A 14,616-nucleotide genomic window follows, 5' to 3' on the forward strand; every position below is an offset into this window, starting at 1 on the left:
ACACCTTTAGTTTCTTATTTTTTTCCTTTTTTCTTGTATCCTTCAAAATCTTCCGGATAATGTCCAGGGTGTTGGTTATATCTTCCTTTTTCCAGTGGGCTTCCTTTTTCATCATCTGCAGTATGGAAATGGGAACCCCTTCCCATTTTATCTTCTCTATGCTCAATTATATATACTTTTTCATTCTTAATATTAGAATATTCTTCTACCCACCTATGTTCACTAGTTCCATCAAAGATTTGAGTAGGTTTTTGGCGTGGAGTAGAGTTTGGGATTCCAGCGTTACGTCTAGCTTTACGATATGCGCCATTACTAGTTAATAATTTGTCCTGTCTCTCAAGATGAGCTTTATAATTTTCAGTAGCTCTAGCAGTTTTAGCGGCTTTAGTAGCTTGAGCTGCATCTGCAGTCATTTTTACACCTTTTCCAACTTTAGCGAGTTTTCCGAATGGTGTAATACCAGCTATGGCCATTCCGCCTGCAAAAATTCTATCCCAGGTTGACAGTTTTTCTCCAGTAGAAGGGTCAACTCCATCCCAAACTCTTTTAATATCATACTCACCAGTTAATTCACCAGCAATATCTCGAGCTAGTTTGCCGCTATCAAATCCTTTTTCTTCAGAAGAAGGTTTGCCACACATTGCGCCTTCTTCCAATGTAACATCTTGATCATCCGCATTACGGAATTTTTCAGCAATTCGTTTTAAATCTTCTTCCACTTGTATAATTGAATTGATAGATGTAAAAGCTCTTGGTCTCGCATCATTGAACATTTGAACGAATTGTTGATTAGAGGCACCGATCCATTGAAAACACAAATGATCAATTTCATTACATAAATTATTATGTATAGATTCTAATGCGATTCGGGTATTACTTGCACGATTAGCAACTTCTTCTAGCATTTCAGGTGTTACTTTGATTTGAACCATTTTTTTCCTCCCTCCCCCAATTAAAATTATGAGACAAAAAGAAAAAAATGTAAATACAGAAACTTTAGATTAATATAATAATATTCGCGTGAAATAGAATCTACTTAATTGTAAATGATGCCTATATATGTTAAATATTTTCTTGCAAAAGAATAGTTTTATGAACAAAAATTATTATCTGGTTCTATATGTAGATGATTATATATTGATTTTCATCTTTATAAATGTTAGGGTAAATATACACCGTTTCTTATTTATCTATGAGTACTGTCTGTAGAACGAATAGAATAATTTGAAAAAATCCCCTTTTGCACCTATATGCAGAAGGGGATTTTAATATTTATGAGATTTAAAATTTACTTTTAGATAACGCTTTAAGTACTGGCTTTACAATTAAACCTATTAAACGAAAAGTTTTAAATATAGAGCGTACAACCTTCATGAAGATGCCCCCTAACAGAAATTATATGTTAAGTATGTATTATTTCTTTTCTTTAACTTCACATTCAGCTTCAATGAAATTTAATATTTTACCTTTTGAATCATTATTTTCAAATTTAGTGTTATATAAGACTACTCTAGTACAACTTCTTTATAGCTTTCATATACATGTCTGACCCTTGATTTATTAAGATAAAACCATCATTAACCTCAGAATTATTCATATTATCTAGGTAAACGTATACGTCTTCCATCCCGTCACGCATAATTTTCAACGAACGTAAAATAAGTTCATGAACATCTTTTTGCCCATCACCAGGTGTTAGAGCATTGAATTTGTTTGTTACGTTTGATACATTAGCTAATGCGTCTCTGAAACGCTGTTTTGATGTACTTAGCGTACTATCTTCATTAATTATCTTAGACATTTCATCCATAGAGGTTTCTAACTCTTTAGTTAAATCCATGACTTCAGTCTTATAAGCTTTTGCTGCTGGGCTTTCTTTAGCAGTTTCTTGTTTGTCTGATGCATCTAGAGATGTACTATCTTTTAAATGGTCTTTAGATACCTCACAACCTCCACCCACAAGCATGAGTGCAAGTGCGAGATATACTAGTTTCATTGCTTTCATTTTAGTGTATTCTCCTTGTGATATTATTTGTTTCTCTAGTTAGGGCTCTCTTCATTACTTAAGCCAACATTAATGCAGTAAATAAATAAAAACCCCCTTATATATGTAAATCAAAATATAATTATAGCAGGAATAAGTGGTTGAGTTACATAATTGTTGTAAAAAATCTAATTTATACTTTCTTAAGCTCACATAAACCCATATTCAAAGTAAAACTTGTCCGTCCATTAAGCTACTTACAATCCCTTTGGATGGGTTATTGTATTAATGAAGAGTAGGATATACATGTATGGAAATGAAAATAAATTTACAACTTGTGAAATGATTATATAATAGAAGAAAAACGAAATATTTATATTGTCGTCACCCTGTTGGCGTCAACCTCATGCGCCTAATGGCCACAAAAAATATCTATTTCGTCCCATTCGGTCAAGATGCGCCAGAGAAAAAACCGAACTCAATGGTAGCTCGTATGGAGTTACTGGAAGATACAGTATTAGAAGCGCTGCAAGGAAAGCAATTGCAACCGGTGGTCGTAGAAAAATTCAGATATATGAATTAAAAAACGAAAAAAAACGGACAATTTTTGATGAAACCATCATTCTTACTGTAGAATATGATAAAATTAACGTTATTAAGATTAGAAGGGGTATTGTATACTCCTTCTGATTCTAAGTTATAGAAGGATTGGTATCTAGAAAGGGGCATAGTGATGGAAAAGCAAAAAACTTTTCATGTCGCTGTAGTTGGAGCAACCGGCGCAGTTGGTGAACAAATGTTAAATACTTTAGAGAAACGAGAATTTCCAATCGGGAAATTAACGTTACTTTCATCTAAACGATCTGCAGGTAAGAAACTTGTATTTAAAGGCGAAGAATTTACAGTTCAAGAGGCAACTCCTGAAAGCTTTGAAGGAGTAGATATCGCACTATTTAGTGCTGGTGGATCTGTATCGAAACAATTAGCGCCAGAAGCAGCAAAACGCGGTGCGATTGTTGTTGATAATACAAGTGCATTCCGTATGACAGAAAACGTGCCACTTGTTGTACCTGAAGTAAATGAAAACGACTTAAAAGAACATAATGGTATTATTGCAAATCCAAACTGTTCTACAATTCAAATGGTAGTAGCTCTTGAGCCAGTTCGTCAGCAATATGGTTTAAAACGAGTAATCGTTTCCACATATCAAGCTGTATCAGGTGCTGGTGCGGCAGCTATTGAAGAACTTCATGAACAATCACAAGCAATCTTAAATGGCGAAGAAGTTAAGGCAAATGTTCTTCCTGTATCAGGTGATAAGAAGCATTTCCCAATTGCTTTTAATGCGATTCCACAGATTGATAAGTTCCAAGATAATGGATTTACATTTGAAGAAATGAAAATGATTAACGAAACAAAAAAAATTATGCATATGCCTGAATTAGAAGTAGCGGCAACATGTGTACGTTTACCAGTTGTATCAGGACACTCTGAGTCTGTTTACATCGAAGTAGAAAAAGAAGGCGTAACAGTAGCAGAATTAAAGAGCTTACTTGCAAATGCGGAAGGTATTGTTCTGCAAGATAATCCAGAAGAGCAGTTATATCCAATGCCAGCTACTGCAGTAGGTAAAAACGAAGTATTCGTTGGAAGAATCCGTAAAGATTTAAATAACGATAAAGGATTCCATCTTTGGGTCGTATCTGATAACTTATTAAAAGGCGCTGCATGGAATTCTGTTCAAATTGCAGAGCGCTTAGTAAAATTACAATTAGTGTAAACGGCTAAGAGAAGGTGCAAAATATGAAAATAATTGTTCAAAAATTTGGTGGCACATCAGTACGTGATGACAATGGACGTAAGCATGCGCTTCATCATATAAAGAAATCATTAGCTGCTGGTTATAAAGTAGTTACTGTCGTATCTGCTATGGGTCGTAAAGGTGAACCATATGCAACGGATACGTTATTAAGTCTTGTAAATCAAGAGGAATCTACTATTTCTAAACGCGAGCAAGATTTATTATTATCGTGCGGAGAGTTAATCTCTGCAATTGTTTTCTCTAATATGTTGAATGAGAACGGTATAAAAGCAGCAGCATTAAATGGTGCACAAGCTGGTTTTGTAACGAATGATGACTTTACGAATGCAAAGATTATTGAAATGAATTGCGATCGTATACATGAAGAGTTAGAAAATGTAGATGTAATCGTCGTTACAGGATTCCAAGGGCAAACGAAAAAAGGTGATACGACAACACTTGGACGCGGAGGTAGTGATACTTCAGCTTCAGCATTAGGTGTTGCACTTCATGCTGAATACATCGATATATTCACTGATGTAGAAGGTGTTATGACTGCGGATCCTCGTATTGTAAAAGATGCACGTCATCTTCAAACTGTAACGTATAACGAAATTTGTAACATGGCTTATCAAGGTGCGAAAGTCGTTCATCCACGTGCAGTTGAAATTGCGATGCATGCAAAAGTGCCACTTCGTGTACGTTCTACGTATTCTGATAGTGAAGGTACGCTTATTTCAGCATATGACGGTGCTACAAGAGGTCGTGATGTAGAAGAACGTCCTGTTACAGGTATCGCCCACGTATCAAACGTAACGCAAATTAAAGTGCTTGCAAAAGAAACGGCATATGATTTGCAACAACATGTGTTTAAAGAGATGGCGAACGAAGGAATAAGTGTCGATTTAATTAATATTTCACCTACTGGTGTAGCATATACGGTGAGTGATAATGTATCAAGTCATGCAGTTAAATTATTAAAGAACCTTGGATATGAGCCAATTGTGACAGAGCATTGTGCGAAAGTATCTATCGTTGGAGCTGGAATGGCAGGATACCCAGGGGTTACTGCGAAAATCGTTACAGCTTTAGCGGAAAAAGGTATTCAAATCCTGCAATCGGCAGATAGTCATACAACAATTTGGGTTCTTGTAAAAGAAACTGATTTAGTGGAGGCTGTAAATGCATTACATAGTGCGTTTGAGCTTTCAAAAGAAAAGCAACTGGAACAATAAGGAGTGAGACCATGATAGATTTTGGGACAATTGCAACCGCGATGGTAACACCGTTTGATATAAACGGGAATATCGATTTTGCAAAGACAACGAAATTGGTAAATTATTTAATTGATAACGGTACAACAGCAATCGTGGTAGGAGGAACGACAGGAGAATCTCCTACATTAACTTCAGAAGAAAAGGTAGCGTTATATCGCCATGTCGTATCTGTTGTCGATAAAAGAGTGCCCGTAATCGCTGGAACAGGTAGCAATAATACGCATGCTTCTATTGACTTAACTAAAAAGGCAACAGAAGTTGGTGTGGATGCAGTAATGCTAGTAGCACCGTATTATAATAAGCCGAGTCAAGAAGGAATGTATCAGCATTTTAAAGCAATTGCTGAAAGTACGCCGCTTCCGGTTATGCTATATAACGTTCCAGGACGATCTATTGTACAAATCTCCGTTGATACAGTTGTTCGTTTATCAGAAATAGAAAACATTGTTGCTATTAAAGATGCCGGCGGCGATGTGTTGACAATGACAGAAATCATTGAAAAAACAGCGGACGACTTTGCGGTATACAGCGGTGATGACGGTTTAACGTTACCGGCTATGGCAGTTGGGGCTAAAGGTATCGTTTCGGTAGCATCTCATGTTATCGGAAATGAAATGCAAGAAATGATTACAGCATTTCAAGCAGGAGAGTTTAAAAAGGCACAAAAATTACATCAATTACTTGTAAGAGTAACTGATTCGTTATTTATGGCGCCAAGTCCAACTCCAGTAAAAACAGCGTTACAAATGGTTGGATTAGATGTAGGTTCTGTACGTTTACCACTTCTTCCATTAACAGAAGAAGAAAGAGTAACGTTACAATCTGTAATGCAATCTATTCCTCGTTAATAAAAATGACCTAGTGTGAAACTAGGTCATTTTTTTATTGATATGAAAATGTTTGAATCTGTTTTAAAGTGAATCTTTTGTAAAATGATTTTAGGATCGCCTTTCTCGTCTGTATATGACCCTATAATATAGAAAACATTTTATGTTGAAAACGAGTATATTACGCTACGCGTTCTCTACTTGTTAAAGTATGATATTGTTCTTTCATTAATTTGGTTCCAACATCTTTTTCTCGATAATGGCTGTCAAATCCTGCTAAAAATTTAACCTTATTAAATTTCTATTAGATTTTGTAATTCATAGCCTTTTGTCATGTAATGCAATGTTTATAAGAAAAGGATCTTACATCTTTAATTTTGTTGAAAAGTAGTTGCTAGTACAGAAAATACTTTCGATTATGTTTTTATAGGAATTGCCTCAAATATGACGTAATCTATAAAAAAGCTTCATTTTATAAGTGTTTTTGTGCAATTCAAGAAAAAAATCTAGGAAATCCATCAAATGAAAGTGATTTAAAGTGTTTAAGTTATTTTTTCAAATAACATGGAGTATAAAAGCAGCGGAAATAAGCCATATACTTTTAGTGCTGTTCCTTTCTTTTACTTTTTCTTTCGCACGATTTAACTTGTGTTCTATTTCTTGTATCAGGTATAATATGGCTAAGTAGCTTAGTACGGGTATGCTTAGCAAAATTGGGAAAAATTATAATTTAATTAAATTTTCATATCATATCGAATAAGATATTTGATTTATATAATGAAAGAGAGGTGAAACCTGGTTTAAAAAATAAACAAGGACATGATATCGCATAACGGTAAGGACATTCGTCTTGGACGGTGAAAATATGGTGGTTGTAGAGTTTCCCCTGGTGTCTCTGCAATTTTAGTGAAATCAGTGTTTGCAAGATTTTTAAACCAGGCAACAACATGAAGAGAAAAGAGAATGAGTCTGTTAAAGTATTTGCTCTTGGTGGAGTAGGTGAAATCGGGAAAAACATGTACTGTGTTGAAATTGATTCTGAAATCTTTATCGTAGATGCGGGGTTAATGTTCCCGGGAGATGAAATGTTTGGAATTGATATCGTTATTCCTGATATTACATATTTAGTGGAAAATCAAGAGCGAGTAAAAGGTTTATTTATTACTCACGGTCATGAAGATCATATTGGTGGAATTGTGTATGTGCTTCGTAAATTATCTATTCCAGTCTATGCAACGAAATTAACAGTAGGACTTATACAAGAAAAACTTGGTGAAGCGGGCATGTTAGGCCGTGTAGACCTAAAAACAATCGATTCAAATTCAACAGTAGAGTTTAACACTACAACAGTGTCATTCTTCGGAACGACACATAGTATTCCGGATTCTGTTGGCGTTTGTTTCCATACATCAAAAGGTGCAATCGTATATACGGGAGACTTTAAATTCGATCAAACTCCAATTGGAAATAGTGGAGCAGATCTTGGGAAAATGGCGCAAATCGGAAATGAAGGTGTACTTTGCCTATTATCTGATAGTACAAATGCAGAGCGTCCAGGGTATACAGGTTCAGAAAAAGAAGTTGGTGTAGAAATTTCTAAAGTGTTCTACGGTGCAGAAGGTCGTATTATCGTTGCTTCATTTGCATCGAATGTACATCGTATTCAACAAGTATTTGATGCAGCTGCCGAAACAGGGCGAAAAGTAGCGGTAGTAGGACGTAGTATGGTGAAAGTAGTAGACATTGCAAGACGTCTTGGTTATTTAGATGTTCCAGAAGGTATGGTTATTTCATTACAAGAAGTAGACAACTTCCCAGAGAAAAAGGTAGCTATTTTAACGACAGGTAGTCAAGGTGAACCGATGGCTGCTCTATCTAGAATGGCAAAACAAGCACATAAACAAATTTCAATTCGTAAAGGTGATACTGTTATCATTGCTGCTTCGCCAATTCCGGGTAATGAAATATCTGTATCAAAAATTATTGATTTGTTATTTAGAGCTGGAGCTGAAGTTGTTTATTACGGCGAAAGAAAAGTTCACGTTTCAGGTCACGGTAGCCAAGAAGAATTAAAATTAATGTTAAATTTAATGAAACCGAAGTACTTTGTACCCGTACATGGTGAGTTTCGTATGCAAAAAGCACATGCGTATTTAGCTGAAGATGTAGGTATTACAAGAGAAAATATCTTTATCGTAGAAAAAGGTGATGTAATTGCTTTTGGTGACGATGAAGCGAACTTAGTCGGTAAAGTACAAGCTGGTAATGTTTTAATTGATGGATTAGGTGTAGGTGACGTTGGTAATATCGTTCTTCGAGATAGAAAGATGTTATCTCAAGATGGAATATTAGTAGTTGTTGTAACACTTGGTAAAGATGAAAAGAAAATTATCTCTGGTCCAGAAATCATTTCACGTGGTTTCGTATATGTTCGTGAATCAGAAGCGTTAATTGAACGATCTACAGAGATTGTACGTATGATTGTTGAGCAGTCAATTAAAGAATATTCGATTGAATGGTCAATGTTAAAACAAAATATTCGTGAATTATTAGGACAGTTCTTGTACGAAGAGACAAAGAGAAAACCTATGATTTTACCGATTATTATGGAAGTATAAAAAAGATCACCCTTATGGGTGATCTTTTTTTCTTTTTAACCCTATCGAATGAAATTTATAACTTAAGAAATAATAGTTATATACGAGTGAAAGGGGATGCGAAATGACAGAACGTGATCGATATACAAATGAAGAAAAAGAAGCTGAGCCAAAAGAAGCTGGAAAAGAGGCTTCAATAGTAGAAAAAATTCAACAGCTTGGACAGACAAATGTACCACAGATGAATGAATCACGTATTCATTGTTTAACGATTATCGGACAAGTGGAAGGTCATGTTCAATTACCGCCGCAAAATAAAACAACAAAATACGAGCATATCATTCCGCAAATTGTTGCGATTGAACAAAATCCAAAAATTGAAGGTTTGCTGTTAATATTAAATACGGTTGGAGGTGACGTTGAAGCTGGACTAGCAATTTCTGAAATGGTAGCTTCACTTTCAAAGCCAACAGTATCTTTAGTTTTAGGTGGGGGACATTCCATTGGTGTACCGATTGCTGTTTCTACTGACTATTCGTTTATTGCGGAAACTGCGACGATGACAATTCATCCGATTCGTTTAACAGGTCTTGTCATAGGTGTGCCACAAACATTTGAGTATTTGGATAAGATGCAAGAAAGAGTCATTCGTTTTGTGACGAAGCACTCGAAAGTAACAGAAGATCGTTTTAAAGAGCTTATGTTTGCGAAAGGAAATTTAACGCGAGATATTGGGACGAATGTAATTGGTGGGGATGCAGTAAAGTACGGTCTTATAGATGATGTTGGTGGTATTGGAAATGCAATTCGAAAATTAAACGAATTAATCGATGTTCGCGCGGAAGGTAGTGCAGAAGGGACAATGTTACAATGATTTTATATACAATTATGCCAGAGCAACTTGTGTATCCGGCCGATTATTCACAATGTGAAAGTCAAAAAGTTGTAAATATAAATGGTGTGGAATTAATGGTTTCTGAAGAGGAACATGGGTGTTATTCTATTGTACGTGTGCTAAGTACGGACCCACTTCACTATTTAGAGTTTGAGCCAGGTCAGAAAATAACCTTTTAGCAAAAAGAAGGATTTTGTTTAGAAGCTATGGTATAATATAAAAAACAAGACGGTTGAGCAGCCATGAGTAGGCTGCTTTCTTCTGTTTATTTAGCATTTTACAAGAAGTGTAAAAATAGAAGATATAAAGACCTGAAAAATAGAGAAAACAGACATATAAATAGAGCGTTTTTAGGAGAGCTTTACTTATATGTAGAACACGAGGTGAAGAAATGGCAAAACAAAAGCAAAGAGGGACGAAGGCAAAGGCAAGACGTACGATAAAGCCAACTTTGTATTATGAAATCGTCGGTTTAACTCTTTTTGCACTTTCGATCATTACGATTTTACAGCTAGGCGTTGTAGGGAAATCGTTTGTGTTATTTTTTCGCTTCTTCTTTGGTGAGTGGTACATAATTGGTGTGTTAGGTGTAATAGCTTTATCGGTTTCCTTTGTTATAAAACGCGGATGGCCGAACCTTTTAAATAAACGGTTAATTGGATTTTATTTAATTGTATTGGCAATATTAATGTTTAGTCATATTACATTATTTAACCTTCTTACAAAAGATGGAGCAGTGCAAAATACTTCTGTTATTGTGAGTACGAAAGATAACTTCTTTCTTGAAATGAAAAAAGGGCCAGATAGCGTTCATTTAGGTGGTGGTATGTTTGGTGCGCTTATGTTCGCGACATGTTACTTCCTATTCGACGAAGTAGGAGCCTATATCATTGGAATTATTTTAGTTATTCTCGGGGTACTCTGTATAACAAATAAACATATTGGAGAAGTGTTAGCTCCAGTTGGTAGAATTCTTAGAAGTCAATTTCAAGTGATACAAGGGGATTATAAAGATTGGAGATCCAAAAGAACGGCTGAACAAACAGAAAAGAAAAAAACAACAAGAAGTACAAGAAGCAAACGTGCTGCAGAACAAGAAGAAGTTATTGAGCCGATGGAAGAAATCCAAATTGATCCGCCAATTATTTCAAATTTCACTGAGAATTATCCTGTAAATGAAGAAGAGGGTAAACGAATTGAAGTAGAGCAAGAAGATTTGATCACTTCACCGTTTATTGAAGAGACTCCACCAATTGAAGAATCAAAGAAAAAGCGTGGAGAAAAAATTGTTGAATCGTTAGAGAGTGAAGCGCAAGCACCTCCTATGCAATTTTCAAATGTAGAAAATAAAGATTACAAGCTTCCTTCACTTGATATATTAAAATTTCCAAAGAATAAGCAAGTTACAAATGAAAACGCGGAAATTTATGAGAATGCTCGTAAATTAGAACGTACATTCCAAAGTTTCGGAGTGAAAGCGAAAGTAACCAAAGTGCATAGAGGTCCTGCAGTTACAAAATATGAAGTGTATCCTGATATGGGGGTAAAGGTAAGCAAAATTGTCAGTTTAAGTGATGATTTAGCCCTTGCTTTAGCTGCAAAGGACATTCGTATTGAGGCGCCAATTCCCGGGAAATCAGCTGTAGGGATCGAAGTTCCGAACTCAGAAGTTTCGATGGTAACGCTGAGGGAAGTTCTTGATTCTAAGGCTAATAATCATCCGGAAGAGAAGTTGTTAATTGGTCTTGGCCGAGATATTACAGGTGAAGCTGTATTAGCCCGTTTAAATAAAATGCCCCATTTACTCGTAGCTGGTGCGACAGGTAGCGGGAAAAGTGTATGTATTAATGGTATTATTGTTAGTATTTTAATGCGTGCAAAACCGCATGAAGTAAAATTAATGATGATTGACCCGAAAATGGTAGAGTTAAATGTATATAACGGTGTGCCTCATTTGTTAACGCCAGTTGTAACTGATCCGAAAAAAGCATCGCAAGCATTGAAAAAAGTTGTGAGTGAGATGGAACGTCGTTATGAATTATTTGCTCATAGTGGTACACGTAACATTGAAGGATACAATGATTATATAAAAGAACATAATAGTCAATCAGAAGCGAAACAACCCGAATTACCGTATATTGTAGTAATTGTGGACGAGTTAGCAGATTTAATGATGGTTGCTTCGTCTGATGTAGAGGATGCGATTATGCGTCTAGCGCAAATGGCTCGTGCTGCTGGTATTCATTTAATTATTGCAACGCAACGTCCGTCAGTTGACGTTATTACGGGTGTTATTAAAGCAAATATTCCATCACGTATTGCATTCGCTGTATCTTCTCAAACAGATTCTCGTACAATTCTTGACGGTGGTGGTGCAGAAAAGCTACTAGGTCGTGGCGACATGCTGTTTATACCAATTGGTGCATCGAAACCTGTACGTGTACAAGGTGCATTTTTATCAGATGATGAAGTTGAGAGAGTTGTAGAATATGTTATTGGACAGCAAAAAGCACAATATCAAGAAGATATGATTCCGCAAGATGTTCCTGATACGAAGCAGGAAGTAGAAGATGAATTATATGATGAAGCGGTTCAACTTGTAGTGGAAATGCAAACAGCATCTGTTTCTATGCTACAACGTAGGTTTAGAGTAGGTTATACGCGAGCTGCTCGTCTAATTGATGCAATGGAAATGAATGGTGTAGTAGGTCCATATGAAGGTAGTAAACCGAGAGAAGTACTCATTAATGATGTACAAGAAAAAAGTTCTTAAAAAAAGCCTAATTGTTTTTACAATTAGGCTTTTTTATATAGTGTTTTTGTTATATACTATACTCAGCAATAAAGAAAGGGCTTACATTTATAAGGTCCCTATAGAATACGAATACTTTGAGTGTGTTTTATGTGAATGTTCGATATTTAATACAGAAAAATGTTGGATTTTGTTGACACGTATGAGAGCAAGTGGTAAGATTACTTCGAAAAGAATCACTGCCTCATATAATCTTGGAGATAAGGTCCATAAGTTTCTACCTGGCAACCATGAATTGCTAGACTATGAGGGGAAAAGTGTGTAACAAAGGATGTAAAGGATCTTTGTGCCGAACTTTTTCTCGAAATGAGGAATGTTTATGGTGCAAAGTTTTTTTTATACAGTAAAGAGTGAAAATTTCATTTTAAAAAATTATTATTATTTATTCGACAATTGTGCTTATTTTTAGTGGTTAGTCATTTGTACTATGTTGTAAGTTGAAAAAAGAGAAAAGAAGTCTTACATCAGAGGTCGAATAATTGAAATGCGGGGGAGTCTTATGTCAGTAAAATCCGATAGTCGTCACCTATATTTACGGGTGATTGATCACATCAAAGAAAAAATTAAAGATGGGGCTTATAAAGAACGACAAAAGTTACCATCAGAGTTTGATTTAGCGAAAGAACTTGGCGTAAGTAGAGCGACTTTAAGGGAAGCGTTACGTATTTTAGAAGAAGAAAATGTTGTCATTCGTAGACATGGTGTAGGGACATTTGTAAATGCAAAGCCATTATTTTCTTCTGGAATAGAACAACTTTCTAGTATTACAGATATGATTTCTAGTGTGGGGAAAACACCAGGAACGATTTTTTTATCATCATCTACTACAACTTTAACAGAAGAGGAAAAAGAGAAGTTTAATAGTGAAGATGGTTTTAATGCAGTGATGATTGAACGCGTGCGTACAGCAGATGGGGAACCTGTTGTATATTGTATCGATAAACTTGCAAAAGAAATATTGCCAGATTTATCGGGTTACAATGAGGAATCATTATTAACGGTGATACATAATAACACGCATAAGCGCATAACATATGCGGTTGCTCACATTGAGCCAATTGGCTATCACCCTAAAATCTCACCAATTTTAGAATGTGAGCCTGAAACAGCACTGCTTGTATTAAAACAAATGCACTATGATCAAAATGATGAGCCAATCTTATATTCTATCAATTACTTTAGAGCTGATAAGTTTAGCTTCCACGTATTAAGAAAGCGTATGTAGGTAAGTTCCTTTTTAGGGAGGTGACAGCAAGAAGTAAGGGACAGCAGCGAAAGAATAAATAAATATATATCATTTTTGGAGGGGTTTCTAGTATGAAGAAAAAAGCAGGTCTTTTATTATCATTAACATTAGTAGCAAGTACAGTTTTAGGTGCATGTGGTAACTCGGATAAGGCAAGCAGTGACAAGAAAGACACGAAAGACTTCAAGGTTGGTATGGTAACGGATGTTGGGGGCGTTGATGACAAATCGTTCAACCAATCTTCTTGGGAAGGACTAAAAAAGTTTGGTAAAGATAATGGATTAAAGGAAAAGACAAATTATCGTTACCTACAGTCTGAAAAAGAAGCGGATTATATTCCAAACTTAAAGAAATTTTCAAAAGATAAGTATGATTTATCTTTCGGAATTGGTTATAAATTAGAAGGTGCAATTAAAGAAGTAGCAAAAGAATCTCCAAAACAACAATTTGCAATCGTTGATACTGTAGTAGATGCACCAAACGTAACGAGCATTACATTTAAAGATCATGAAGGATCATTCCTTGTAGGTGCGGTAGCAGCTATGTCAACAAAATCAAATAAAGTAGGATTTGTTGGTGGGATGAAGAGTGATTTAATTAGTAAATTCGAAAATGGATTTAAAGCGGGTGCAAAAGCAGTAAATCCAAACATTGAAATCGTATCTGAATATGCAGAAGCATTCGATAAACCTGAAAAAGGTACAGTTCTTGCATCAGCAATGTACGGTCAAGGCGTAGACGTAATTTACCATGCTGCTGGTGGTACAGGTAACGGTGTATTCACTGAAGCGAAAAACCGTAAGAAAAAAGGTGAAAATGTTTGGGTAATCGGTGTTGACCGTGACCAAAACCAAGAAGGTATGCCTGAAAACGTAACATTAACTTCAATGGTAAAACGTGTAGATATCGCTGTTGAAAAAGTAGCACAAGAAGCGAAAGACGGTAAGTTAAAAGGCGGTAAAGTAGAAGCGTTTGGTTTAAAAGATGACGGTGTTGGTATTGCAAAAACAACTGACAACGTGAAAAAAGTTAACCCTGAAATTTTAACAAAAGTAGAAGAGCTTGAAAAGAAAATTACAGACGGTGAAATTAAAGTACCAGCTACAGATAAAGAGTATAAAGAATATGAAGCTTCTCTAAAAAAATAAATAGAGAAATAGCAAAGGTTAGTTCATAG

Annotated in this window: 11 protein-coding genes, 1 pseudogene and 1 riboswitch; of the genes and pseudogenes, 10 read left to right on the forward strand and 2 right to left on the reverse strand. The window is 35.6% G+C overall.

What is annotated here, in order from left to right; genetic code table 11:
* Window positions 1-14 precede the first annotated feature (14 nt).
* Window positions 15-932: a WXG100 family type VII secretion target gene (locus BM089_RS14845; RefSeq protein WP_090977218.1), complete on the reverse strand. Its 918-nt coding sequence runs from the start codon at window positions 930-932 to the stop codon at window positions 15-17.
* Window positions 933-1,510: 578 nt separating this feature from the next.
* Complete coding sequence (locus BM089_RS14850; RefSeq protein ID WP_090977220.1) at window positions 1,511-2,005, reverse strand: hypothetical protein; 495 nt, start codon at window positions 2,003-2,005, stop codon at window positions 1,511-1,513.
* 373 nt (window positions 2,006-2,378) lie between these two features.
* Here BM089_RS14850 and spoVFB point away from each other — a divergent pair.
* The 10 genes and pseudogenes from spoVFB to BM089_RS14905 form a co-directional block, all read left to right on the forward strand.
* Window positions 2,379-2,567: pseudogene (spoVFB, locus tag BM089_RS14855) on the forward strand (dipicolinate synthase subunit B); the annotation flags it as partial.
* 150 nt (window positions 2,568-2,717) lie between these two features.
* Window positions 2,718-3,764, forward strand: coding sequence for an aspartate-semialdehyde dehydrogenase (gene asd, locus BM089_RS14860; protein ID WP_000414846.1), 1,047 nt, complete (start codon window positions 2,718-2,720; stop codon window positions 3,762-3,764).
* Between the two features lie 23 nt (window positions 3,765-3,787).
* On the forward strand, window positions 3,788-5,020 hold the full coding sequence (gene dapG, locus BM089_RS14865; protein WP_000692450.1) for an aspartate kinase: 1,233 nt from the start codon (window positions 3,788-3,790) through the stop codon (window positions 5,018-5,020).
* An 11-nt stretch (window positions 5,021-5,031) separates the two neighbouring features.
* Complete coding sequence (dapA, locus tag BM089_RS14870; RefSeq protein ID WP_000564763.1) at window positions 5,032-5,910, forward strand: 4-hydroxy-tetrahydrodipicolinate synthase; 879 nt, start codon at window positions 5,032-5,034, stop codon at window positions 5,908-5,910.
* Between the two features lie 926 nt (window positions 5,911-6,836).
* The gene (locus BM089_RS14875) at window positions 6,837-8,507 is read left to right on the forward strand and encodes a ribonuclease J (RefSeq protein ID WP_000823089.1); all 1,671 of its coding nucleotides are present in this window, start codon (window positions 6,837-6,839) and stop codon (window positions 8,505-8,507) included.
* 103 nt (window positions 8,508-8,610) lie between these two features.
* Entirely contained in the window at window positions 8,611-9,360 is a 750-nt protein-coding gene (gene tepA / locus BM089_RS14880; protein WP_000139807.1) for a translocation-enhancing protein TepA, read from the forward strand.
* Entirely contained in the window at window positions 9,357-9,560 is a 204-nt protein-coding gene (locus tag BM089_RS14885; protein WP_000605020.1) for a YlzJ-like family protein, read from the forward strand. The genes tepA and BM089_RS14885 overlap by 4 nt, the downstream gene beginning before the upstream one ends.
* Before the next feature lie 212 nt (window positions 9,561-9,772).
* Window positions 9,773-12,154, forward strand: coding sequence for a DNA translocase FtsK (locus BM089_RS14890; protein ID WP_090977222.1), 2,382 nt, complete (start codon window positions 9,773-9,775; stop codon window positions 12,152-12,154).
* A 203-nt stretch (window positions 12,155-12,357) separates the two neighbouring features.
* Window positions 12,358-12,459: riboswitch (purine riboswitch) on the forward strand.
* Window positions 12,460-12,692: 233 nt separating this feature from the next.
* Complete coding sequence (locus BM089_RS14900; RefSeq protein ID WP_000114182.1) at window positions 12,693-13,418, forward strand: GntR family transcriptional regulator; 726 nt, start codon at window positions 12,693-12,695, stop codon at window positions 13,416-13,418.
* A gap of 92 nt (window positions 13,419-13,510) precedes the next feature.
* The gene (locus BM089_RS14905; protein ID WP_000725773.1) at window positions 13,511-14,587 is read left to right on the forward strand and encodes a BMP family lipoprotein; all 1,077 of its coding nucleotides are present in this window, start codon (window positions 13,511-13,513) and stop codon (window positions 14,585-14,587) included.
* Window positions 14,588-14,616 lie beyond the last annotated feature (29 nt).

This window comes from Bacillus sp. 5mfcol3.1 (assembly GCF_900114335.1).
Taxonomy (GTDB): domain Bacteria; phylum Bacillota; class Bacilli; order Bacillales; family Bacillaceae_G; genus Bacillus_A; species Bacillus_A thuringiensis_S.